At 48.5% G+C, this 24,921-nt stretch carries 21 protein-coding genes; 13 read left to right on the forward strand and 8 right to left on the reverse strand.

What is annotated here, in order from left to right; translation table 11 throughout:
- Positions 1-2: 2 nt before the first annotated feature.
- Positions 3-473, reverse strand: a complete 471-nt coding sequence (locus FSB84_RS07115) for an Lrp/AsnC family transcriptional regulator (protein WP_130542218.1) — start codon at positions 471-473, stop codon at positions 3-5.
- A gap of 340 nt (positions 474-813) precedes the next feature.
- Here FSB84_RS07115 and FSB84_RS07120 point away from each other — a divergent pair, with 340 nt between their 5' ends.
- From FSB84_RS07120 to FSB84_RS07135, 4 genes are all read left to right on the forward strand, one after another.
- Positions 814-1,158: a DUF3127 domain-containing protein gene (locus tag FSB84_RS07120; protein ID WP_130542217.1), complete on the forward strand. Its 345-nt coding sequence runs from the start codon at positions 814-816 to the stop codon at positions 1,156-1,158.
- 123 nt (positions 1,159-1,281) lie between these two features.
- Positions 1,282-3,714 carry an outer membrane beta-barrel protein gene (locus tag FSB84_RS07125; RefSeq protein ID WP_130542216.1) on the forward strand — a complete coding sequence of 811 codons (2,433 nt, stop codon included), beginning with the start codon at positions 1,282-1,284 and terminating at the stop codon, positions 3,712-3,714.
- A 68-nt stretch (positions 3,715-3,782) separates the two neighbouring features.
- On the forward strand, positions 3,783-5,540 hold the full coding sequence (locus tag FSB84_RS07130; protein ID WP_130542215.1) for an ABC transporter ATP-binding protein: 1,758 nt from the start codon (positions 3,783-3,785) through the stop codon (positions 5,538-5,540).
- Between the two features lie 195 nt (positions 5,541-5,735).
- Positions 5,736-5,975, forward strand: coding sequence for a hypothetical protein (locus FSB84_RS07135; RefSeq protein WP_130542214.1), 240 nt, complete (start codon positions 5,736-5,738; stop codon positions 5,973-5,975).
- A 7-nt stretch (positions 5,976-5,982) separates the two neighbouring features.
- Here FSB84_RS07135 and FSB84_RS07140 read toward each other — a convergent pair whose 3' ends face one another.
- Positions 5,983-6,765 carry a DeoR/GlpR family DNA-binding transcription regulator gene (locus FSB84_RS07140; RefSeq protein WP_130542213.1) on the reverse strand — a complete coding sequence of 261 codons (783 nt, stop codon included), beginning with the start codon at positions 6,763-6,765 and terminating at the stop codon, positions 5,983-5,985.
- A gap of 355 nt (positions 6,766-7,120) precedes the next feature.
- On the opposite strand from FSB84_RS07140, the gene FSB84_RS07145 reads away from it, so the two are divergent.
- From FSB84_RS07145 to FSB84_RS07170, 6 genes are all read left to right on the forward strand, one after another.
- Positions 7,121-10,285, forward strand: a complete 3,165-nt coding sequence (locus FSB84_RS07145) for a SusC/RagA family TonB-linked outer membrane protein (protein WP_130542212.1) — start codon at positions 7,121-7,123, stop codon at positions 10,283-10,285.
- Positions 10,286-10,308: 23 nt separating this feature from the next.
- Positions 10,309-11,859: a SusD/RagB family nutrient-binding outer membrane lipoprotein gene (locus FSB84_RS07150; RefSeq protein WP_130542211.1), complete on the forward strand. Its 1,551-nt coding sequence runs from the start codon at positions 10,309-10,311 to the stop codon at positions 11,857-11,859.
- The gene (locus tag FSB84_RS07155; protein WP_130542210.1) at positions 11,859-14,120 is read left to right on the forward strand and encodes a glycoside hydrolase family 20 protein; all 2,262 of its coding nucleotides are present in this window, start codon (positions 11,859-11,861) and stop codon (positions 14,118-14,120) included. The genes FSB84_RS07150 and FSB84_RS07155 overlap by 1 nt, the downstream gene beginning before the upstream one ends.
- 38 nt (positions 14,121-14,158) lie before the next feature.
- A complete protein-coding gene (locus tag FSB84_RS07160) occupies positions 14,159-14,623 on the forward strand; it encodes a RidA family protein (protein WP_130542209.1) in 465 nt (154 codons plus the stop codon).
- An 84-nt stretch (positions 14,624-14,707) separates the two neighbouring features.
- Positions 14,708-15,742 (forward strand): sugar kinase, encoded by a 1,035-nt coding sequence (locus FSB84_RS07165; RefSeq protein ID WP_130542208.1) that lies wholly within the window; start codon positions 14,708-14,710, stop codon positions 15,740-15,742.
- A 121-nt stretch (positions 15,743-15,863) separates the two neighbouring features.
- Positions 15,864-16,937, forward strand: coding sequence for a dipeptidase (locus tag FSB84_RS07170; protein WP_130542207.1), 1,074 nt, complete (start codon positions 15,864-15,866; stop codon positions 16,935-16,937).
- A 77-nt stretch (positions 16,938-17,014) separates the two neighbouring features.
- On the opposite strand, the gene FSB84_RS07175 is transcribed toward FSB84_RS07170, so the two are convergent.
- The gene (locus FSB84_RS07175; RefSeq protein WP_130542206.1) at positions 17,015-18,634 is read right to left on the reverse strand and encodes a Na+/H+ antiporter; all 1,620 of its coding nucleotides are present in this window, start codon (positions 18,632-18,634) and stop codon (positions 17,015-17,017) included.
- Between the two features lie 124 nt (positions 18,635-18,758).
- Positions 18,759-19,151: a DoxX family protein gene (locus FSB84_RS07180; RefSeq protein ID WP_130542205.1), complete on the reverse strand. Its 393-nt coding sequence runs from the start codon at positions 19,149-19,151 to the stop codon at positions 18,759-18,761.
- Between the two features lie 130 nt (positions 19,152-19,281).
- Here FSB84_RS07180 and FSB84_RS07185 point away from each other — a divergent pair, with 130 nt between their 5' ends.
- The 3 genes from FSB84_RS07185 (at position 19,282) to xseB (ending at position 21,919) form a co-directional block, all read left to right on the forward strand.
- Positions 19,282-20,265 carry a GlxA family transcriptional regulator gene (locus tag FSB84_RS07185; RefSeq protein WP_130542204.1) on the forward strand — a complete coding sequence of 328 codons (984 nt, stop codon included), beginning with the start codon at positions 19,282-19,284 and terminating at the stop codon, positions 20,263-20,265.
- A gap of 98 nt (positions 20,266-20,363) precedes the next feature.
- On the forward strand, positions 20,364-21,686 hold the full coding sequence (gene xseA, locus FSB84_RS07190) for an exodeoxyribonuclease VII large subunit (RefSeq protein ID WP_130542203.1): 1,323 nt from the start codon (positions 20,364-20,366) through the stop codon (positions 21,684-21,686).
- A gap of 5 nt (positions 21,687-21,691) precedes the next feature.
- Positions 21,692-21,919: an exodeoxyribonuclease VII small subunit gene (gene xseB / locus FSB84_RS07195; protein ID WP_130542202.1), complete on the forward strand. Its 228-nt coding sequence runs from the start codon at positions 21,692-21,694 to the stop codon at positions 21,917-21,919.
- Here xseB and FSB84_RS07200 read toward each other — a convergent pair whose 3' ends face one another.
- From FSB84_RS07200 to FSB84_RS07215, 4 genes are read right to left on the reverse strand one after another with little or no spacing between them, the layout of a single operon-like run.
- Positions 21,920-22,579: a response regulator gene (locus FSB84_RS07200; RefSeq protein ID WP_130542201.1), complete on the reverse strand. Its 660-nt coding sequence runs from the start codon at positions 22,577-22,579 to the stop codon at positions 21,920-21,922.
- Complete coding sequence (locus FSB84_RS07205; protein WP_130542200.1) at positions 22,572-23,360, reverse strand: sensor histidine kinase; 789 nt, start codon at positions 23,358-23,360, stop codon at positions 22,572-22,574. The genes FSB84_RS07200 and FSB84_RS07205 overlap by 8 nt, the downstream gene beginning before the upstream one ends.
- Positions 23,330-23,989 carry a hypothetical protein gene (locus tag FSB84_RS07210; protein ID WP_130542199.1) on the reverse strand — a complete coding sequence of 220 codons (660 nt, stop codon included), beginning with the start codon at positions 23,987-23,989 and terminating at the stop codon, positions 23,330-23,332. The genes FSB84_RS07205 and FSB84_RS07210 overlap by 31 nt, the downstream gene beginning before the upstream one ends.
- A 9-nt stretch (positions 23,990-23,998) precedes the next feature.
- The gene (locus FSB84_RS07215; RefSeq protein WP_130542198.1) at positions 23,999-24,619 is read right to left on the reverse strand and encodes a hypothetical protein; all 621 of its coding nucleotides are present in this window, start codon (positions 24,617-24,619) and stop codon (positions 23,999-24,001) included.
- Between the last annotated feature and the right edge of the window lie 302 nt (positions 24,620-24,921).

A 24,921-nucleotide genomic window follows, 5' to 3' on the forward strand; every position in this document is an offset into this window, starting at 1 on the left:
TTTTATTTTTTTGGAATGACCAGTTGCTGTTGCTCTTTTACGGTTTCCAAAACGATGGTTGTTTTGGTGGATGAAATGTTAGGGATCTTTTGGAGTGAGTTGCGCATCAGATGCATGAGTGAGGCAGAATCGGCTGTGCGGACTTTAATAAGGTAGCAATCTTCTCCTGCGATATGATGTACTTCCTGCACTTCTGGAATTTGGGCAAGGGCTTTGGAAGTGTCACCACTACAGGAAAATCCTTCGGAGGATCGTATAAAAATAAAAGCGAGGAGTTTTTGTTGAATGGCGGCAGGGTTCACCTGCGCAGAATAACGGACGATCACATTTTTATTCTCGAGCTTCTTCACGCGCTCCAGTACAGCTGATGGCGCCATATTCAGTTCGCGTGCCAGGTCTGCATTGGAGATCCGGGCATTTGACTGCATCAGGTCAAGTATCTGGAGGTCTGTATTGTCGAGTGTGATTTCCATTCCGGCTAATTTTCTGTAAATTTAGAATATTCCAGAATAATATTCGGAAGGAAGACGAAATTTAGAATTTATTCAGTTTTGAGTAGTCGATGGCCGAACAATAATCGGAATTGTGAGGCTGGTTGAGGTTAAAACCGAATTTTATTCGGATTTTGGTCGGAGAAGGAGCTTGCGAAGGGTCAGGGTTGACGCCAGTTGCTCACTTCCCCGCGAGTGCCCTGTATCAGTTCGCCTCCGGCGAATACAGCGTTGAGCGACTGCTCGCTCCCTGCACATAACCTGCATAAATTCTTATTGCCATTTTTCAAACCCGGCATATATTTACGCAAATCAGTCAATAATGGACATTAGTGGAAAGATCCTCCAGTTCCTTCCCGTGCAAACAGGACAGGGAAAGAACGGTACCTGGAAAAAACAGGAATTCATTCTCGAAACAGGCGATACCTACCCCAAGAAAGTTTGCATTGCAGCATGGGGTGATAAAATAGATCTCGCCAGCATCAAGCCCGGCGAACAGGTTACAGTTTCCTTCGACGTTGAAAGCCGTGAATTCAACGGTCGCTGGTACACAGACGTGAAAGCATGGAAAGTAGTGCGCGCAGCAGCAGGTAGCGGCAACAGCGCCGTGCCCGACGGCCCTCCCGGATTTGAGCCTGGAGCTGCAGATGATGACCTGCCGTTCTAAGAAAACGACAGTTCAGCAGGCATTTTTTTCGGTTCAGATTTTCGCAACAGTATATTGCCACTGACATAAATCAGCTAATGATACAGGATCAACTGGAGTAATTTCGGTTGATCCTTTTTTATTATGCGTACACTTTTTGTAGTTGTCTTGATACTGATTGCCCAGGTGGTAACAGCGCAACCCTCTGAAGATGGTGATGTCACCATAACTGTGAACAATAACCAGCAGCAACCGCTTTCGCTGGCCTCTGTTACAATGCTGAAAGCAAAAGATTCTTCCATTGTAAGAACGGGGATGACGGACTCTTCCGGCAAACTGGTTTTTGAAAATATACCTTCCGGAAAGTATCTCTTCCGCATCACCATGGTAGATCATATCACCCAATATGCGGGTCCGATAGAGTTTAGTTCAGGCAAAGCCAATCTCCCGCTGACCGTCACCTTACTTCGTTCCAATGCATCGCTCCAGGAAGTGACCATCTCGGCAAGAAGGCCATTGATCAGGTTTGCTCCGGATAAGACAATCGTTTCTGTAGACAACAGCATTACGAGCACAGGCGCCAATGTATTGGAAGTCCTGGAAAAATCACCCGGTGTTTCGGTTGATCGTGACGGTAATGTGAGCCTGAAAGGAAGGTCCAACGTACTGGTGCTCATCGATGGCAAACCAACTTACCTGAGCGGTTCCGAACTTAACAGCCTTTTGTCAGGTATGTCGGCTTCCCAGCTGGAGCAAATTGAGTTGATGGACAATCCGCCCAGTAAGTATGATGCCACCGGTAACGCAGGTGTGATCAATATCAAAACGAAAAAGAACAAGCAACAGGGCTTCAATGGTACAGCCAGTACAGCGTACCAGCAGGGAAGGAAACAAAGATCCATACACAGTCTGGCAATGAATTACCGGCAGGGACCACTCAACGCTTTCATGAACTACAATCTGAATGAAGGTGGTTTTCTCATTTATCTCTACGCACTTCGAAAATATTTTGATCCCGGTACTACCAATGCCAATGCAGTTTTACAACAACCTGGCCGAATCGAAGGCAGGGGACAGAACCATTCACTCAAACTGGGACTGGACTATACCATCAGCAAGAAAACATCACTGGGAATATTAGCCAATGGTTTTTACCAGTATCGACGCACGAGAAACAAAGCCGAAGCTGAATGGCTGAATGACCTTGATCAAAAAGATTCAGTGATCAACACCAATGGATACAGCACGCTCAACTGGAGGAATGGGGCTGTAAATATCAATGCCCGTCACAATTTCAGTGCAGATCAGGAACTGACAATGGACTTCGACTGGCTTGGATATAATATCCAGAATTACCAGCTCTTCCGGAATATACGGGAAGGGAATAATGGATACGATGAAGCAGAAAAGGGTGAGATTCCCACCAAAATCAAAATCCTGACAGGAAAGGCTGATTACTCGCAACGATTTGGTGAAACCATGAAGCTGGAAGCTGGGTGGAAAAGCAGCCGCATCCGGACCGACAACTATGCCGGCTATGAACTCAATACCAACGGTGATTGGATCAACAACCCCGACAAGACCAATCAATTTGTGTACATCGAAAATATTCATGCGGCCTATGGCAATTTCGAAAAGGCATGGGATAAGTTCACAGTGCAGGCAGGGCTTCGCTTTGAGCATACCGGGTATGATGCAGAGCAAATGGGTAATGCATTACGGAAAGACTCTGCCTTCTCCCGAAACTACAATAGCTTCTTCCCTACCACCTATCTTCAATATAAGCTTGATTCTTCCAGCAGTTTCACTCTCAGCGCCGGCAGAAGGATCGACAGGCCCGTGTTCCAGAACCTGAACCCCTTCGAGATGATCCTCAACAAATACACGAGCCAGCGGGGCAATCCATTTCTTTTGCCTCAATATACCTGGAATTTCCAGTTGTCGCATGTTTATAAAGAATGGTTGATGACAACGGTGAGCTATAGCCGAACTTCTGATTATCTTGCACAATTGTTCCATATCAAGCCTGATGGTTCCTTCCTGTATTCCTACGGTAATGTGGGTAACAAGCAAACGCTTGGACTTTCGGTAAGTGTGCAGTTACAGCCTGCAAGCTGGTGGAACATGAGTTTGCAAACTGATTTGATCCATAAACGCTTTAAAGCCGTGTTGTGGAAAGAGCTCACCCCCACAATAACCCAACTCAACGCTAATATCAACAACCAGTTCAAATTCAAAAAAGGATGGGCTGCTGAATTGACCGCCTATTATATCACGCGCAGCCAGGAAGACATCCAGGAAGTAGTGGAGCCAACCGGTCAGGTAGGCGCCGGTATTTCAAAGTCAATGTTCAAGAACAAAGCCACTATCAAACTGGCTTTCCGCGATATTTTCTACACACAGGCCATGAATGGCCTCACGCAGTTCAAAGATTCTGAAGAGTACTTCGAGACCAGACGGGACTCCCGTGTGGCCGTGTTGAGTTTCACCTGGCGCTTCGGCAAAACATTCAAAGGCGGTGTAAAAAGAAGTGGCAGCGCCGATGATGAAATGCGACGAGTGGGCTCAGGCGGTTAAAGCGATTGTGGCTCACCGTAATTCCTTAGATTTGTATCCACCCCAACCTGTCCGTACACATCGTCGGCATGCAGATCCTTTGGAAATATTTACAGCCACAACGCTGGTTGATCCTTTTCTCCCTGTTACTGGCAGGGATTGCCCAGATCTTGTCTTTGATCGATCCGGTGATCTTCGGAAAGATCATCGATGACTACGCTGGCCAGGTAAATATCAAACCCCGCGAAGAACTGGTGCGCGGCGTACTCTGGTGGCTCTTTATCGCGATAGCCATCGCTACGCTTGCCCGCGTTGCACGCGCCTTCCAGGAATATTTCACCCGCCTCGCCGTTCAGAAATTCGGATTACAGATCTTCAATGATGGCCTGCGCCAGACACTCCGTCTCACTTTCAGTGAATTTGAAGAACAACGAAGCGGGGAAACGATGGCCATTCTGCAAAAAGTACGCACAGATACCGAACGCTTCATCAACTCATTCATCAATATTCTTTTCTCTTCGCTGGTGGGCATGGGCTTTCTAATCTGGTACGCTATTACCAAACATTGGGCACTGATCCCTGTATTCGTGATCGGCGTACTGGTGTTGGGCTCACTAACAGGATTGCTGAGCAAAAAGATCAAGACGCTCCAAAGATCAATCAATAGAGAAACCAACCGCATGGCGGGGATCATCACTGAATCCCTGCGAAATATAGAACTGGTGCGGAGCCTGGGACTTACCTTTCCCGAGATCCGGCGGCTCCGCGAGTTCACCTATCGCATCTTCCAGCTGGAAATGCAGAAAACAAAACAGGTGAGGACCCTGAGTTTTCTGCAGGGCACTGTGTTGAATATCCTTCGTCAATCCATTCTCTTTATTTTGTTATGGCTGATCTTCGGCAATGTGCTGAGCACCGGCGAGCTGATCAGTATGCAGTTCATCTCCAGTTCCATCTTTGGCCCATTGCAGGATATCGGCAGTATCATTCTTTCCTATCGCGAAGCGGAAGCATCTTTGCAAACCTTCGATACGCTGATGAACAAGCCTGTGGAACAAAGGCCACCAGAGCCTATCGAGCTCAATGAACTGGAAAGCATCCGCTTCGATAATGTGGTGTTCCGGCACAAGACAGCCCGGCAAAATGCAATGGACGGCATCTCTTTTACTTTCAAAAAAGGCGATACTGTTGCTTTCGTTGGCCCTTCCGGCTCCGGCAAATCCACACTGGTGAAGCTGTTGGTGGGATTGTACAAACCTGTTGAAGGCGAGATCTATTTCAACGATATACCGGCAACGCTTATACGATATAATGAGCTCAGGCGGCAGATCGGTTTTGTAACACAGGATACGCAGCTGTTTGCCGGCACCATCCGTCAGAACCTGCTCTTCGTGCAGCCCAATGCCACAGATGAGCAGATGATGCAGGCCATCGAAAAGGCATCGGCGCTCAACCTTGTGAAGCGACATGAATCAGGACTGGATACCATGCTCGGTGAAGGCGGTCTCAAACTCTCCGGCGGCGAAAAGCAAAGGCTGAGCATCGCAAGAGCCCTTCTCCGCGAGCCGCGGCTCCTGATCTTCGATGAAGCTACTTCAGCGCTGGACTCGCTCACGGAAGAAGCCATCACAGAAACCATCCGCGAAATTGCTTCGCAAAGACAGCAGATCACCATCATGATCGCACACAGGCTCAGCACCATCATGTACGCAGATAATATCATCGTACTCGAGAAAGGAAAGATCACAGAGCAAGGCTCTCATGATGAATTACTGGAGCAGAAAGGACTGTACTATGCCATGTGGCGTCAGCAGATCGGGGAGCGCAGGCCGGAAACGGAGTTTTGAGGATTATCAAGATCTAAGCAGGCAGGAAATTTATTGTGGATCCGATCGTTTACTGATGTTACAATTGCCAACATATGAAAAGCGGAATCGTTTTATTGCTGTCTGTATTTTCACTGTTCACTGCATTGGCGGTTGTGCCAGCCATTCTTTCTTTCAGATCTTCCGAACATAGTTCCAAAGATATTGCCACCTGTTATGGCAGAACACCCTGTGCTGCCTGCTCCAATTGCTCGGGATGCAAACATTGTAAGGCTGGAGGAACCTGCGGGGTTTGCGAAAAGCCAAAATCCTCCAATGGGTCTTTTGGTTCGTCTTCTAAGAAAAGCAGTCCTGTTACTTCCGGTCAGTGCCGGGCAAAAACAAAAAAAGGAACAAGATGTTCCCGTAATCAAAGGTCTGGCGGCTATTGCTGGCAGCATGGCGGTTGAGCCATAGCGTTATACTACAACAATTCCACTTCTTTGGTTCTGTAAGGCTGCAGGGCGATATTGTCCGGAGGCAGTTCAGTGATCAGGTAATCGATATCCTGGATATCCGCAATTTTCATCTTCATGGTGGAGTTGAGTTTTTCGGAGATCGCGAGGATGGCGATCTTATCTGCGGCTTTGATCATGGCTTTTTTCACCTGGATGGTTTCCCAGTCGGAGTCCGTGAGGCCATTGGCTGCATCGAGGGCATTGGTGCCGATGATGCAGAGGTCCGCTTTGATATTGGAAAGATATTCGAATACCTCACCACTCACCGTCATCTGGCTGTAAGTGGAGATTTGTCCACCGATCATGATCGTTTTGATCATTGGCTTGTCCAGCAATTCCACTGCAGAAAGAACATTCACTGTAATGAAAGTGGCGCGGAGCGTATGCGGGATTTTTTTGATGAACTCCCGGATAGTGGTGCCACCGCCAACCAGCACGATCATATCATCTTTCAGCAGTTGCAAAGCTTTTTCAGCAATCACTACTTTATTGCTTTGTGAATAGGTTTCGGATTCATGTCCGTAATGATAAGCGATAGACATGGCGCCGCCCTTGATCTTCACTACTTCTCCATCGTCTGCCAGTTCGTTCACGTCGCGGCGGATCGTGTCTTCACTCACATTGATCAGACCTACCAGGTCGGCATAGGTCAAACGGGTGTGAATATTCACCTGTTTGATGATGAGTTTCTTTCTCGCCTGTTTGGTCAGCGAAGCAGGGGGGATCTGATCCTGTGTGTTTAAGTCCATAGAAAAAATGAATTGCGCTTACTGAATACTGTTGGAGGATCTGCCGCATGCGGCCCTCTTTTCCAAATATCCGGTAAAAATAGAATATAAGTTCAATTTTTTGCAGGATTTGGGAGGTAAATAATTTTTTTGCGAAATGTCATAGCAAAAGATAGAAAATCGATAGGCTGTTAAACTGTTGTTTAATAGCTAATTACACATCATAATTGCTTCAATGGCGGCTTTCCGCAAATTGATTTTTATGCATATTTTGCAATTAATGCATGCAAATATTTTGCAGATTGGAGGGAATTTGGCTAGTTTTAGGGAAGGAATTTGCATTATTTGAAAGAAAAGCTCTTAACTAACTCTTGCAATGAAAAAATTACAACTAACTGCCTGGGCCAGCCGACTGCTTTTGGCTTGCAGCCTCCTCTGCTGCATTTCAGCCCTGGCCCAGTCCAACGGTTCAAACCCCTCAGAGATCTCCGGCACTGTGAGCAGCACTGTGTCCGGACAAAAGATCGCAGGGGCCACCGTAATGCTGGTGAATAACAACAGCGTAGCAACCACTACCAACAACAACGGAGAATTCACATTGAAACTTCCCGCCATTTCCGGCGCCATCGAATTACTGATCACGCATGTGGGATATGAAAGAAAACAGGTGCGGCTGCAGGCAGGTCAAACTACTATCGCTATCCAGCTCAACGATGCGCGGGCATTGGACGAAGTAGTAGTAACCGCACTTGGTATCAAAAAAGAAAAGAAAGCCCTGGCCTATGCTGTTACTGAAGTAAAGGGCGAAGAATTTACGCAGGCGCGCGAGATCAATATCGCAAATGCACTTACAGGAAAGATCGCCGGAGTGAATGCGAGCAGCCTCGCCAGTGGTCCCGGCGGATCCAGTCGCGTGATCATCCGCGGCAACGGTTCTCTTAACGGCGACAATCAACCGCTTTACGTGGTGAACGGAATGCCGATCGACAATACCACCAACTCCATGCCCGCCAGTGGCAACGGCTCCGTTGGTCTGAACAACGACCGCGGCGATGGTATCGCAGGCATCAACCCTGATGATATCGAAGCCATCACTGTCCTCAAAGGTGGTACTGCCGCTGCTCTCTACGGAAGCCGCGCTTCCAACGGCGTGATCATCATCACCACCAAAAAAGGCGTGAAACAAAGAGGTATCGGAGTGGAGTACAATTCCACGCTCACCGTGGAAAGACCAGCCATCGTGCCGGACTGGCAATATGAATACGGCTCCGGTCAATATGCCGCCAAACCTATTGATCAGGCCCAGGCCATCGCTTACGGACGTCTTTCCTACGGCGCTAAAATGGACGGATCCGAAGTGGTGCAGTTCGATGGAGTGAAAAGACCTTACTCTCCGCAGAAAGATAATATCAAAAATTTCTACAGAACCGGCACTACCTTCACCAATACTGTCTCCTTTCTTGGTGGTTCTGATAGCTTCACCTGGCGTGCGTCCCTCTCTGATTTGAACAATCATGGCATTGTGCCCAATAATAAACTGAACAAGAAGATCGCTTCACTCTCTGTTGGTGCCAATCTCAGCAAGAGAATTTCTATCGAAGGATATGCGCAATACAATATCGAGAAATCGGAGAACCGTGCCGGTGTAGCCGATGCGGCCGGTAACCCTAACTGGGGAACCTACATGATCGCGAATACGGTAGACATCAGGAACCTCGATCCCGGCTACGACGCCAACGGAAAAGAAGTGCCCTGGAACGCAGTAGGCTTCGCTTCCAACCCCTACTTCGTGGTGAACAAATTCAAGAACAACGATGATCGCAACCGTTTCATCGGCAACCTCAGCATCCGCTATAATATCCTGAACAATCTTTTCGTGAAAGGAAGGGTAAGCCACGATTACTCCAATTTCAAATACACAGGCATTGTACCTACCGGTAACCTTTACTTTGCCGATGGTTATTATCAGAACTATCTTTCGGGTATCACAGAAACCAATGCCGAGCTCACTGTCAACTACAATACGAAGATCATCGATGATCTTACCGTAAACGTAATGGCTGGTGGTAACCAACGCAGATCAGTAACCGATAATACCAACCTCGACGGTACGGGCTACTCTGTTCCCGGCTTCTATGATGTAAGCAATGTGGTGAGCCTCACCACCAGCAAAGCTCTGGGAAGACTGCGCACCAATTCGGTTTTCGGTTCTGTGGATTTCTCGTACAAGAACCTTCTTTTCCTGACTGCTTCCGGACGGAACGACTGGTTCTCTACACTGGCCCCACAGAACAACAATATCTTCTACCCTTCTGTAGGCGCAAGCTTCATCCTTTCTGAAGCATTCCAGTTGCCGGTTTGGGTGAACTTTGCAAAGATCAGAAGCTCCCTGGCGCAGGTGGGTGGCGCTACGCCGATCCCATACGCGCTCAATCTTACATACAGCCTGGTGCCTGGAGGCGGGCACGACAAGCGCCCGCTCCAGATGATCACCAATTTCAACGGCGCCAATTCAGGTCAGCTGATGGTGCCCAACCAGAACCTGAAACCCCTCACCTCCACTACTTTTGAAGTAGGTCTGGAAGCCAGGTTCCTCAATGGCCGTCTCTCTACAGACATTGCCGTGTACGATCGCAGGACCACCAATGATATCGTTCGGGCTTCCATTTCACCATCTACCGGTTTCAACCATGCGCTTTTCAATGTGGGCGAAATGAGCAATAAAGGCCTGGAAGTTTTGGTCTCCGGCTTTCCTGTGAAGAACAAGAACTTCAACTGGGAAGTGAGTTACAATATCGCGTACAACAAGAACAAAGTGATCAGGATCACGGATGAGCTCAGCACCATTGAAGCGGATATCAGCGTGAACAGGTACGCCTTCATTCACCACCCCGAAGGAAAACCATACAGCACCATCATGGCTACTACCGGATTGAAAGATGCCAAAGGCAACCAGGTGTATGCAGCTGATGGCCGTGAAATAGCAAGCCCAACACTGGTAGATATGGGCACAGGCGTTGCGCCGCTCACAACAGGCATCACCAATACTTTCAACTATAAGCGCCTTTCGCTGAGCTTCCTTATCGACGGACGTTTCGGTGGTAAAGTGTATTCTGCTACCAATCTCTACGGCACACGTATGGGATTGCACAAAATGACGCTCCCCGGAAGAGATGGAAAGCTCACCGTGAATGGTGTTGACAATGGCGGCAACCCTTTCTCCAAAACATTTACCCCCGACCAGATGTGGAGCTATTACAACAACTGGCAGGTGCTTTCTGAAAAATTCGTGTACAGTTCCGATTTCGTGAAACTGCGCCAGGTGATCATCAGCTACAGTATTCCTGTAGAGAAGATTTCATTCTTGAAAATGCAATCACTCACCCTTTCACTGGTGGGAAGGAACCTGGCGATCCTCCACAAGGAAGCTGATAATATCGACCCCGAATCCACTTTCAGCAACTCCAATGCCCAGGGCTTCGAAATGTTCGGTGTGCCCCGCACCAGGAGCTTTGGGGTGAACCTGATGGTTAAGTTCTAATTCACGATTCAAAAATTAACAACATGCCACGTTTCAAATTATATCATAGCATACTCGCACTGGGCCTTTTGGGTGGACTGAGCGCCTGCGACAAAGACTTCGAAGAGGTGAATACCAACCCCAATGCCTCCACGAATGCCAATCCTGACCTGCTGTTTTCGCAAGCCATCCTTAAAGGGAACTATGTGCTGGACAGGACCTATTTCTATACCTCCTACCTGGGAGCAGGAATGTATGTGCAGCATTTCGCGAATTACAAAGATGCTTCCCTCGCCGGAATGGGCGATAAATATGGTATCAATGATCTCTACCAGGGATTCTATTTCACTTATCTCTATCCCAATGTGCTGGAAAACCTGCGACAATGCATGGAAGGGGCAGAGAAAGCCGGACATATGAACAAAGTAGCTACAGCCCGCATCTGGCGCGTACTCCACTTCCAGCGGCTCACAGACCTTTACGGAGATGTGCCTTATAAAAATGCCCTGAAAGGATATCCTGAAAATGAGTTCCTGCCCACCTATGACCCGCAATCCGAGATCTACGACGGATTGCTCACTGAGCTTGACCAGGCTATAAGTGCCTTACAGGCAGGAGCACCTACTTTCGGTGCGGCAGACTTCATTTACCAGGGCGATGTGGCCAAATGGAAAAAATTCGGTTACTCGCTGATGTTACGTCTCGCTATGCGGATGACTAAAATAGACGAGAACAAAGCAAGGACATGGGCACAGAAAGCAATTGCAGGCGGAGTGATCGAGCAGGCTGCGGATAATGCGGCGGTTAAATATTTCAATACCGGGCAGGTGTACAATTTCAACCCGGTTGCCTATGAGATCGGCGCGCAGGATTACAAGGCCGATGCCTACGGCGATGCCAATGTGGAAGGTGGAAAGTTCAGCAAGGCCTTCATCGATTTCCTGAGGGATAATAATGATCCCCGCCTCCCCGTGATGGCTGTTACTTACAATGGAACAACACCAGACACAACATCGTCCATTGCCAAAGGTCTGCCCAGCGGCACATTGAACAAGCCCAATAATTTCAAAACCTTTTCAGAGCCCAACCCCGCTACCATCCTTCGTTATGATGCACCCCTGCTGGTGCTCACCAATGCAGAGATGAGCTTCCTGCTAAGTGAAGCAGCCCTGCGCGGATGGACCAACGCCAATACTGCTTCGGCATACTTCAAAAACGGAATCGAGAACAATATGCGCAACTGGGCCAGGTTCGGCGCGGCAGGCGTGATTGCAGAACAACGCATCACGGATTATACAACTGCACATCCGCTGAATACAGGCGGCAGCTTCAATGATCAGATGAACCAGATACATTCTCAATTCTGGGTAGCTTTGTTACTGGATGAACTGGAATGTTTCGCCAACTGGCGCCGGACAGGCTATCCCGTGCTTACCCCCACCAATGCACCGGGTAACCAGACAGGCGGTGTGATTCCCCGCAGGTTCCCTTACCTGCAAACAGAGCGAAGCAATAACAAAACGGCCTATGAAGCGGCCCTCGCACGTCAGGGAGCAGACAATTTATTAACAAGAGTTTGGTGGGATAAACAATAATGAAAAAGCTATTCGTACTTCCGTTCCTGATGGTCTCGGTTTTCCAGGTTTTCGCAAGGCAGCAGCCGATACAGCCGGCGCTGATTCCTGTTCCTGTGAAAGCAACTTATGGTCAAGGCTTCTCAGTGATATCAAAACAAACAGCAATCGATGCCGGCAGTGAACTGAAGTACGAAGCTGCTTTATTGAATGAACTCATAAAACGAAACCTGGGCTATACGCTGCCTGTTATTGAGCACACCAACAGGATGTCTGTCAAACTCAGAATAGATACCCTTCTGGTGAAAGAACCGGAAGGGTATTTGCTGGAATCCAATGGCAATTTAAATATCACGGCGCATGATGGAGCAGGACTGATCCATGGCATTCAAACACTACGGCAATTGTGGGTTCTGCAAGAGGGAACATTGAAAATACCTGTTGCTAACATTCAGGACTATCCGAGATTCTCCTATCGTGGCATGCACCTGGACGTTTGCCGTCATTTCTTTTCCCTTGATTTCATCAAGCAGTACATCGATCTCCTCTCTCTCTACAAATTCAACACCTTCCACTGGCATCTCACGGATGACCAGGGCTGGAGGATCGAAATAAAGAAATATCCAAAACTGCAAACCGTTGCGGCCTGGAGGGATGAAACGATGATCGGTCACAAGAAGGAACTGCCTCACAGTTTTGATGGAAAAAGATACGGCGGTTATTACACGCAGGAGCAGATAAAAGAGATCGTTCAATACGCAACCGAAAGGCATATCACGGTAATTCCTGAGATCGAAATGCCGGGCCATGCGCAGGCCGCCCTGGCAGCCTATCCGGCGTTGGGCTGTACCGGCGGGCCATACAAGACCGCTACTTTCTGGGGAATATTCGATGAGGTATTCTGCGCGGGTAAAGATTCCACTTTTACATTCTTACAGGATGTGCTGGACGAAGTGCTTACGCTGTTTCCATCTCAATACATCCATATCGGCGGCGATGAATGTCCCAAAACAAGATGGAAGGCTTGTCCGCATTGTCAGAAAAGGATAAAAGAAGAAAACCTTTCCAATGAGGATGAGCTGCAGAGCTACTTCGTGGGCCGTATTGCAAAATATGTACAATCGAAAGGCAGGCGCGTGATCGGATGGGATGAGATCCTGGAAGGAGGTCTCGCCAAAGGCGCCACCGTCATGAGCTGGAGAGGAACCGGAGGAGCGGTGGAAGCCGCAAGAATGAATCACGATGCCATCATGACCACAGAAGACGAATATTATTTCGATCACTATCAAAGCCTCTATCCTTCCGAGCCTGTTGCTGCCGGCGGTTATACATCACTGAAAGATGTGTATAATTACCAGCCACTCCCGGATTCCATCGATGCCAGCCTGCTGCCGCATATTAAGGGAGTACAGGGGCAATTGTGGAGCGAATATTTACCCACTGCCCAACAGGCATCTTACATGCTGTTGCCAAGAGCCATTGCACTGGCAGAAGCAGGCTGGAGCCAGTCGGCAAATCTCAATTACGATGATTTTCTGTTGCGTGTCCGGAAACAGGATGCCACACTGAAACGTATCGGTCTAACCATGGCCAATAATTTTGACGAGATCACATTTACAACTGATAAAGTATTACGGGGTAGTCTTTCTTTTCATCTTCATTCCAGTTTCCGGGAAGCTGAAATACGCTACACTTCTGATGGCAGTTTTCCTGACAAGAGTAGCCGGGTTTATTCAGGCCTGGTGCAAACAGGTGGCAGAAATGGTGTAATACGCGCTCAGCTTTTCCGGAACGGAATGCCCTGGGGACGGATATTTGAACTGCCCTACAGCATAAACAAGGCAACCGGAGCGGACATCACTGTCTCCGGTCTTCCCGCCGGCACCTCGGCTTCCAGACTGATGAATGGATTGTCTGGCACTCACCGGTACAACGATAACCAGTGGGTAAGATTCACCAACAATTTTGAAGCGATACTCGACCTGGGCAGCAGCCAGAGCATTTCAAAGTTCGGAGCAAATGTGCTCAATTATGCCTGGCAAAGGATGTGGCCGCCTGTATCGCTGGATTTTTATGTGTCGGATAACGGGACAGATTATACGAAAATCACTTCCCTTGCCAGTTTCCCTGTTAACGGCATCAACAAAGCAAGGGCAACAGTGAAGCCCGTGAATGCCAGGTATGTGAAGATCTCCGGCCGGCATCCCGGTATTATCCCTGCTGGAAAATATGGCGCCGGATCAACAGCGCTGATGATGATAGACGAATTCATTCTGGAATAAACAACAATAAGAGAACAAGTATTAAAATTTACACACGTATGAGCACAGCAGAAGAAAGATTCAGGCAACTGGGATTAACATTGCCTCCTGCTCCCGAGCCACTGGGTGTTTATAAACCCTATGTACTGGATGGAAAATACCTCTACCTCAGCGGGCATGGGCCCGTGCAGGATGATGGTTCCCTCATTATCGGACGTATCGGAAAGGAACTGGATGCAGACCAGGGGAAATTGTCGGCCAGACAGGTGGGCCTTACCATGCTGAGTACTATCCACACCCGGATCGGTGGCCTGAACAAAGTGAAAAGAGTGATCAAAATGCTGGGAATGGTGAATGCTACACCCGATTTTGAGAGGCATCCGCACGTGATCAATGGTTGCAGCGAATTGTTTGCAGCAGTCTGGGGAGAAGAGCACGGTGTTGGCGTACGCAGTGCTGTGGGCTTCGGCTCTTTGCCGGACAATATCCCCGTTGAAATTGAAGCGCTCTTTGAATTGTATTGATGGATTGCCATTTTTTAGATGTTTTGTGTTGACTGGCTTTTGTGATAGCTCAGGATTAATTAGTTTGCCGGAAAATCAACCACGATGGATCAGCCTGCCGGGAAAAAAGTTCAGTTGGCAGCCTTTGGTGAATTCCTGTTAAGATTGCACAGTCACCAGGCCAAACGTTTTCAGCAAACCGATGCTTACACTGCTTACTATGCAGGAGCGGAAGCCAATGTTTGCGTACTGCTGGCCAGGCTGGGCATGAACGTGAATTACGTCAGCCGTGTACCAGATAATGATATCGCGCTGGCAGGGATCCAACAGTTGAAAAGCCATGGCGTAGGAACAGAACATATGATCTTCGGAGGCGACAGGCTCGGATTGTATTTCACGGAATCCGGCAATCATATCCGAAGCAGTCGTGTGATCTACGACAGGACCGGCGCCAGTTTCTCCGGCCTCCAACCAGGAATGATCAACTGGAAACAGGTGTTGCAGAACACCTATTGTTTTCATTGGTCCGGCGTTGCCGCAGCCCTGAGCGCAAGTGCTGCGGATGTTTGCAGAGAAGCTCTGGAGGCCGCATCGGAATTGGGTTTGACCATCTCGGGCGACTTCAATTATCGCAGCAAGCTCTGGCAGTACGGCAAACATCCGAAAGAGATCATGCCTGCTTTGTTGCAATACAGCACTGTGGCTGTAGCCGACCTTGATGCCGTGAATATTTATTACGGTATTGAAACAGATAAAGAACTGCCGTTGGAAGAAAGATTCAAACAAACAGTTCAGCAACTGCAACAGAAAATGCCGAAGCTGCAAACACTTGGTATGAGCTTTCGCAAAACCATCCAGCAGCAGACCGTTTACCTGGCAGCACTGGCGCATAAAGGCGAATATTATTTCTCCGAAGGCTATGCTATTCCGCATGTAACTGATCAGATCGGAACCGGCGATGCATTCACTGCCGGTATCCTGTATGGACTGATGCAGGAAATGACACCACAAAATATCATCAGCTTCGCCACCGCCTGCGGTGTGCTTAAGCAAAGCATCGCAGGAGACTGGGCCATCATCAGCAAAGAGGAAATAGAAGAATTCATTCAGACCGGCGTTTCTGGAAGGATTATCAGGTGAGGATTTTCCAGAGTGTTCCGCAACTGACCAATAATGTCGGAGAGCCGGCAGTCGTTCGCCTCCCGGCGGGTGACCTGTATTTGTTCGCTGCTGGCGAACACCCTAATTAAATAATACATACATGTTCATTATAGATGCGCATCTCGATCTCAGTATGAATGCCCTTGAGTGGAATCGCGACCTCCGTCTGCCGGTACACGCCATTCGTGAAAGAGAGCTGGGACTTACAGATAAACCCGACCGGGCCAAAGGCACTGTTGCCTTACCTGAATTGCGCGCAGGCAATATCGGATTGGTAGTGGCTACTCAGATCGCGCGGTATGTAGCGCCCGGAAACCCGCTACCAGGCTGGCATTCGCCGCAGCAGGCCTGGGCGCAGAGCCAGGGTCAGCTTGCCTGGTACAAAGCCATGGAAGCAGCAGGCGAAATGGTGATGATAAAAACAAAGAAAGACCTCAGCGATCATATCGCATTGTGGCATAATGGTCAGCCCAATGATAAGAAACCAATTGGATACATACTTAGTCTCGAAGGTGCAGACAGCATCGTTACAATCGATCACCTGGAAACAGCCTGGAAATATGGGCTTCGTGCCATTGGCCCCGCGCATTATGGTCCTGGTCGTTATGCAAACGGAACCGATGCTACCGGTCATCTGCATGCGCAGGGACGCGACCTGATCAAGGAAATAGAAAGACTCGGACTCATCCTGGATGCCACGCATCTTTGTGATGATGCATTCTGGGATGCCATGGAAATATTCAACGGAAATGTTTGGGCCAGCCACAACAATGTTCGTGCATTAGTGGACCATAACCGCCAGTTCAGTGATGAAATGGTACGCGCGCTCATCAGCAAAGGCGCTGTGATCGGCGCTGCGCTTGATGCCTGGATGATGGTGCCCAACTGGGTTCGCCGGCAATCCACGCCGGAGGGCATGCACTGCAACCTGGAAGTTATCATCGATCATATCGATCATATCTGCCAGCTGGCTGGCAACAGCCTGCATGCGGGGATCGGAACGGACCTTGATGGCGCATTTGGAAAGGAGCAATGTCCTTATGATCTGGATACAATAGCAGATTTGCAAAAACTACCGGAAATGTTCACACGCAGAGGGTATTCTACAGAAGATATTCAGAACATCCTGCATGGAAATTTTCTTCGGTTTATGCAGAAGGCTCTGCCTGAATAGTCTCAGTGTGTCGCGAGCCGCTCGCCTCTGGGGGATGACAAACTTTTGTTCGCTTTCGGCGAACGCCGTGCCGAATCCTAATGATGCCCGTGCCCGTTTTCGCGTAACAATTTTTCCTGCTCAAGGTCCAACTGACCTTCAACTTTCCGGATCAGCTCATCTTCGAACTGGTCACGGTCGCGGAGCTGGAACAGGCGTTGACGCTGTGTTCCCAACAACTCGAGGTAAATACTGTTGTAGACCAGTGAAGAATGTCTTTCCTTTTCGCCGGCGCCATGTCCTTCCAGGAAATTGGCGGTGAGCTGGAGATCGTTCTTCATTTGGTTGTAAAGATTTTGCAGTACAGGTTGTTTCTTCATCAGATCTGTGTACTGTTCTTCCAGGTGTGAAACCGCAGCAGTGAGCAGTTGATGGTGGAGTTTGGCTTCTTCCTCCTGTTCAGAAGAAGCGGGTTGTTCTTTATCGAGACCTACCAGTTTGATCACCCAGGGAAGCGTAAGTCCCTGCAATACCAGAGTGATGAGGATAACAATGAAAGTAATGCAAAGGATTAAACTGCGGTAGGGAAATGGCTGGCCATTCTTCAGCAGCAGTGGGATAGACAATGCTGAAGCCAGCGATACCACACCGCGCATACCGGCCCAGCCGATCACGATGGGGCCGCGCCAGCCGGGGTTTTGATCAGCCACGGTGATCCATCGGCCTATCAATTTTGTCCAGCCTGCAGTGAACAAAGCGGTGATGATACGTGTAACAATGATCACCAAAGAGATCACCACGCCATAAAAAATGGCCTGTCCTTTGGAGTAATCACCCAGGTTGCGCATGATCTCCGGCATTTCCAGCCCGATGAGCATGAACACCAATCCGTTCAATATGAATGTTATCGTGTTCCACATCGCATAGCCCTGTAAGCGGCTCTGGTGGCTGAGTGTAACATGACTGTGATAAGACAGGAACAGGCCGCCGCTCACCACGGCCATTACGCCTGAGTAATGAAACGATTCAGCAGTCAGGTACATCAGGTAAGGCGCTATAAAGGAAAGTGCGATATCGATACTGGTGGTGGTGGGCAGCCAGCGATACATGGCATAGATGATCAGCGCGATGGCCAGTCCGATCACAACGCCCATCACCGCTACCAGTACAAAACTTACAGCAGCTTTTTGAAATACGAAAGTGCCGGTCATGATAGCGGCCAGGGCAAACCTGAATACGATCAGCGAAGAAGCATCGTTCACGAGGCTTTCCCCTTCCAGGATCTGCGTCAGCGGTTTGGGAATATTGATTCCTTTCAAAACTGAAGTGGCTGCAACTGCATCGGGTGGTGAAATGATGGCGCCCAGCAGAAAACCCATTGCCAGTGTGAATCCCGGGATCAGTGCAGTGGAAACGAAAGCCACTACCGTACTGGTGATCAGCACAAAGCCGAAGGCCAGCATCGTGATCACCCTTCGCCATTTCCAGAAAGCTTTCCAGCTGGTCATCCAGGCGGCTTCAAATAAGAGTGGTGGAAGAAATATCAGGAAGATCAGTTCCGGGTCGATGGTAATGCTCGGCAGGCCGGGAATAAAGCTGATGGCCAGTCCGCCCAATACCAGAAAGATAGGGTACGAAATGCGCAGCCGCTGGCCAAGCATTACCAGCATGGAAACAACAAGGATCAGTGCGATACAAAGCAATAAAGAATAATGCATGCGGGAATCAAGGATTTTCAGGCAGAAAATTAGGATTTGTTTTCATACCTGAAAAAACTATCATAAAATACAAAAGCCGCATCCATAGGGGGAATGCGGCTTGAAGTTGTTTTATAGCAGGGAATCAGATGGCGAGTGCAGGAACCTGGCTGGGGCGGCGCTCATATCTTTTCCAGATATAGTAAGTAAAGAACATCACAGCCAGCATGATCAGTGGGAACACGGAGTAGGCGATCGGCGCTCCTACAATGGCCCAGCTTGCGGCGGCTGAAATAAAGTTGATAGTGAAACCGGCATATGCCCATTCTTTGATGGTTTTGTACCTGGTCTGCAGGATAGCGATAGCCCCGAGTATTTTGCCGGCGCCCACGAGGTACATGATGTAATTGGGATAGCCCAGTTGTTGCATGGCTGCTTTGCCATCTTCGGTCATGGCAAATCCGGCAAATCCGTCCATCAGCATCAGGGCTGCGAAGATGATCGTTACGATCCAGTATAAAGTTTTTGAAGGTTTCATGTGGTTGAATATTGTGGGTGAAGAAATATTTGTTGACAACAAAATTGAAAAGGATTAATCAATTTTCACGGGTGTGTTCACGTCAATTTCCGGGGTTGATTGCGACGCTGTGCCATCCTACTTTTATTACATGAAAAACATCACGTTAGTTATCCCGAAAGGCGAAATCAGCCTGGGAAACATCGAAGCTGTAACGCAGATCTTCACCGCAGTGAATGATCTGTTACATGAAGGCGGAAATGCTCCTGCCTTTGAAGTACAACTGGCATCCTGTGAAAGGGTGAACCAGATCGATAAACATATTGCCGTTACTGTTAACAGGCAGCTGGCCGATGTTGGCGCTACCGACCTGATCATTATCCCATCTGTGCAGGGCCATATGGAATTGCTGCTGGAGCGGAACCTGGAGTTGATCGAATGGTTGAAGGAGCAGCGCGCCAGAGGGGCGGAGATCGCCGTGTTATCCTTGTCTGCCGCACTGCTGGCAGAGACAGGCCTGCTCAATGGTAAGGGCTGCACTTCGCACTGGATGATCGGCGAAGAATTGAAGAAGCGCTTCCCCGAGATCAAACTGCAGCTGTTCAAAGTATTCACCGATGAAGATGGACTGTACACCAGCGCCGGTGGGTTCAGCTTCCTCAATCTGCTGCTGCACCTGGTGGAAAAAGAAACCGACAGGGAAATGGCATTGCTGATCTCCAAGATCTTTGAGATCGATATTGACCGCAACAGCCAAAGCCCATTCATCATTTTCAGGGGACTGAAACACCATGGCGATGATCCCGTTATCCGCGCACAGGAATACATCGAAGCCAATTACAAAGAAAAGTTGACTGTAGATGAACTGGCCCGCAAATTCCTGCTTGGCAGAAGAAGCCTTGAACGCCGTTTCAAGAAAGCTACCGAGAACACCGTGATCGAATACATCCAGCGTGTGAAAATGGAAGAAGCGCGCAAAAGCCTTGAAAGCTCACAGGGTAGTGTACACGAAATCATGGCTGAAGTAGGATATTCCGATCCGAAAGCCTTCCGGGAAGTTTTCAGGAAAATGGTGGGCCTCAGCCCGGTTGAATACAGGAGCATGATTGGCAGGCAGGCTCCCAGCGAATCTTAGAACAAACGGACTGCGGTTACTACGGGGAATGCGGGGAAAATCATGGAAAAATGTAAATTTGGAAAAGGCGCTATTTCCAATGCATTAACCCCCTTGCAATGCCTGAGAATATTACAGACAGAACGGTGTTTTCCTTGCTGGAAGTTCAACGGAGTATCCAGAAAACGCTTACCGACAGGTATGGCAGTTCCTTCTGGGTAAAAGCCGAAATGAACAAGCTCAACTATTACAAGCAATCGGGGCACTGCTATCCGGAGCTGGTAGAGAAACAGCAGGGCAAAGTGATTGCTCAACTGAAAAGTGTACTCTGGCGCGAAGATTTCGTGCTTATCAATAAACATTTCCTTTCTTTTCTCAACGAGCCATTGAAAGATGGCATCAAGATCCTTTTCCAGGCGAAGCTGATCTATGACCCTGTGCATGGTCTTAGCCTCCGCATCCTCGATATCGATCCCAGCTATACCCTCGGCGACCTGGAAAAAGAAAAAATGGAATCCATCAGCAGGCTCGTCAACGAAGGCATCTTTGATCAGAACAAATTATTGCCCATCCCCCTGCTGCCACAGCGTATTGCTGTGATCTCCGTTGAAAGCAGCAAAGGCTATGTGGATTTCATAGAAGTGCTGGAAGGAAATCCCTGGCGATACAAATTCTTTCATTATCTCTTTCCTTCCCTCTTGCAGGGAGAGAAAGCAATCGATACCATCCGCCTGCAACTGGCCCGCATCCGGAAAGTGATCCATCATTTCGATGTAGTGGCCATTGTACGGGGCGGTGGCGGAGACGTAGGGCTGAGTGTGTACAACAACTATGAACTGGCTAAGGCTATCGCGCTTTTCCCCATCCCGGTGATCACCGGTATCGGGCATGCCACCAACGATACGGTAGTGGAAATGGTGGCCCACGCCAATGCTATCACCCCTACTAAAATTGCGGAATACCTGATCCAGCGGTTCCACAATTTCTCGGTACCCGTTATGCAGGCAACGGAAAAGATCACGGACCGCGCGAGACGATTGATACTGGAAGAAAGGAATAAACTGCGCTCGGAAGTGAAGCTGTTCCGGTCTGTAACGGCAACGGTCACCCTGGAACACCGCAGTCAGTTGATGAGCTCGGTTGCGCTGCTGAAGCAGCAGGCAAAATATTTGCTGCGGGAACATCAGGATGAACTGACAAAGGTCCAGTTGACAGAAAAGACAGCTATATTCCTGAAAGAACAAAATTCAGGACTGGCCCAGCTTGAAAGGAATATCAATAATATGAGCCCTGAAAAAGTGCTCCAGCGCGGTTTTAGCATCACCCTGAAAGATGGGAAACTGATCAGGGACGCAGCCGAAGTAAAAGAAGGTGATACCTTAGAAACAGTACTTGCCAACGGAACCATCAGCAGTACTGCCTTATCCATAAAAAAACAATAAGCTATATGGAATCTACATCATTGGATTATACGCAGGCATTTGAAGAGTTGCAGCAGATTGTGAACGATATCGAACAGGGAGAGATCTCCGTTGATGAGCTTTCCACAAAAGTGAAGCGTGCCGCCGAGCTGATCCGCTTTTGCCGCAACAGGCTTACCACAACCGAAGAAGATGTGAACAAGATCATCAAGGAACTGGATGCGGCAGGAAGGGACCCGTTCCTGGAAGATTGATCAAATCTTTACCATACCAGCCCTGATGGCAAACAGCACCATTCCTATACGGGTATTCACTTTTAGCTTCTTGAATACAGATTCCCGGTATCCATCTACGGTCCTTTCGCTTACCTGCAAATCCCGCGCGATCTCCATGTAACTTTTCTCGCTGCAGGCATGGCGGATAAATATGATTTCCCGTTCAGTGAGTTTGTCAGGAGATGAAGCCCCCTGATGGTTATTCAGAAGATGCCCTGCCGCCTGCAAGACCAGGTCTGTAACGGCATCGTTGTAATAGAATCCCTTCGAAAGAATTTCATTGAAAGCCAGTTGCAATTCCGCAGGGTCTGCATCTTTGAGGATATAACCCTTTGCACCGTGGCGGACCATTTTAATAATGGCGGTTTCACTGTCCATTGTACTGAGGGCCAGGATGCAGATACCGGGATGGTTCACCCGGATCCAGTCGGCAGTAGCATAGCCATCCATTTCCGGCATGGAAATGTCCAGCAGCACAATGTCAGGAAGATGTGGCGCTTTCAGTTGTTTGATAAAGTCTTTTCCATTGGAAGCATCAAAAAGCACTTTGTAACCCGGAAACATATTGATGAGCACCGCCAGTCCCTTCCGGAACATGGCATGATCATCCACGATGGTTATGTAGCGTGTTTCAGCCATGAGCAATTCTTATGCATAAACAGGTGCCTTCACCGGCTGCGCTGCAGATCTGGGCATTGCCTCCGATCAGCGCAACACGATTGAGGATATTTTTCAGCCCCAGGCCGGAATGTCCTTTGAGTGCGGCTTCCGTATCAAAGCCAACGCCATTGTCCACGATCATGATATTCGTATGTTCTTTGGCGTGATGGATTCTGACCAGCAGACTGCTGGCTCCGGCATGCTTCAGGATATTCTGCAAGCCCTCCTGCACTACACGGAACGTGATCAGCTTTTGCTGGTCTTTCAGGTAACAATCCTCCTCCCCTTCCAGACGCAGCTCAGCAGCAATGGCGCCGCTTTTATTGATACGGTTGATCTCCTCCCTGATATTTTCAAGCCAGTTGAAATGCTGGGCCTGATCATGGTTCAGGCTTTTGGCAATCTCCCGCAATTCGGTCATGGCTTTTCCCACATTCTCTCTGACGGAATTCACCAGTTCGCCTTTTCCATTCAGCTGTTGTTGCAGGATATTGAGCTCCACTTTTGCCAGACTTAAGATCTGGCCCACATTATCGTGGATCTCCTGACTGATGAAATGAAAGGTCTGCTGCTGGATCTCCAGCCGTGATTCCAGCAATTGGTTTTCATACAATTCCTGTATCCTCAATTTTTCCATTGCCATTTGTTTGCGGCGGCTGTTATGATGCATTACCATCACCAGGAAGAGGACAGCCAGGAAAAGTAATACGGCAACTACGGCAACGATCACTACAACGATCTGTTCAGTGGGGCTCGACATAAATAAAATCCATAACAATAACTGGTGTATAAAATAATATTCGCGGTTGGGATAATAGCATAGTACAGGCTTTTATGCAGAAGCTGGATATCGTTCTCCCGGATATATGGCTGCAGGCCCAGCAATACCAGGGTAACCAGTGCAAAGAGCAGGTTTCCTGCATTGATCCAAAAGAACGGATGCCTGTACAATGAAATGGTGATGATATCGGTAACGGATAGCCTGAACAGGATCAGGCAGCTGAATACGATGGTAAGGATCATCAAAAGAAGGAGCGACCAGGAATTGAATTCCTTCACTCCTTCTCCATAAAAATAGTTCACGAACATAAAGCTCATGCAGAGGATGGCAATCCACCGGAAGATCACAATAGCCATCCCTGAAAGGCCCAGCATCTGGCGGAACAGGTACAGCCAGAATGGGGTGGACAATATCAGGTAGATATTATAGATGAAATAATTATTGTCCCAACCGAAGGCCTCGAAATTATTGCCAACGATCTCTACCAGGAAAATGAAAACCAGCAACGGCAGGAAAGCGCCGATGGACCAGGATTTCAGGCTCCGGTAAAACCAGATGGCAAAGGCAAGGCTGAGGAATTGGAAAAACTGGAACAGGTGGAAATGCATGATCACTGCTTAAGGTTGAACGCCTCCAAGCTCCCACACTGTACGACCCTGTAATGCCGCAATCATGGAACCCGATCTGAATTTCCTGATCATCTGGTTGACCTGCAAGCCCTCGGATTTTTTCACGGGAACAATGAAGATACTGGTGCGGTTCAGTTTGTATTTCCAATCTGCGGGATCTTCCTGTACGGCTTTGAGGAAATCTTCATCCAGGTGACCTGGCATCATTAGAAAGCCGATGTCCGCAGGATCAGTTCCGGGAAAGGCTTTCATCATGCGGTTCATCCATTCCAGCATCTTTTCACCATCATAACTGACAGCGGTGGTGATGGGCTCTTGCGGCACTTTGATGGTAACCGTTCCATTTGGCTTAGCAACAAATCCATGCGCATTCATCATTTTTTCGTAACGGGTGAAACAGGGAACGGCTAATTCCAATTGAACTTCACGACCGGTAAATTGTGGCCCTGCTTTGGGAGAGACGGCTTCATGAGATGCAAGGGCACTTTTTAAACCGGGAAGATCCTGGGAGAAACTGTTGTCGGTTACTACCTGTTTTGTTTTACAGGAAATAAAAAGCAGGAAGGATAATGCTGCTGCAATGCAGCGCACGAGGTTTTGGTTAATCATGGCATTTAGATTTTCGTTTAAAAGGTACAAAATAATACGGGTTGAGGCCCATATCTTCCTGATATGCCAAAGTATAAATATTATTATTTCCCAAATGCGCACTTGCAGGGCTTTACCCGGAATCGGAGAATGAGTGGAAGGACAAAAAAGGAGGAAATCACGGTTGAATGCACCGGGAAAAATACCCGGATGAGATTGGGGTGATTTTCCCGGTATGGTAGTTGCATTACTACCGGTGATGCTCATGTTTTTTACCGAACTTAGATAAAGGAAACACAGAAAGGAATAACTAACGTACCTCT

Source organism: Pseudobacter ginsenosidimutans, assembly GCF_007970185.1.
GTDB classification, from domain to species: domain Bacteria; phylum Bacteroidota; class Bacteroidia; order Chitinophagales; family Chitinophagaceae; genus Pseudobacter; species Pseudobacter ginsenosidimutans.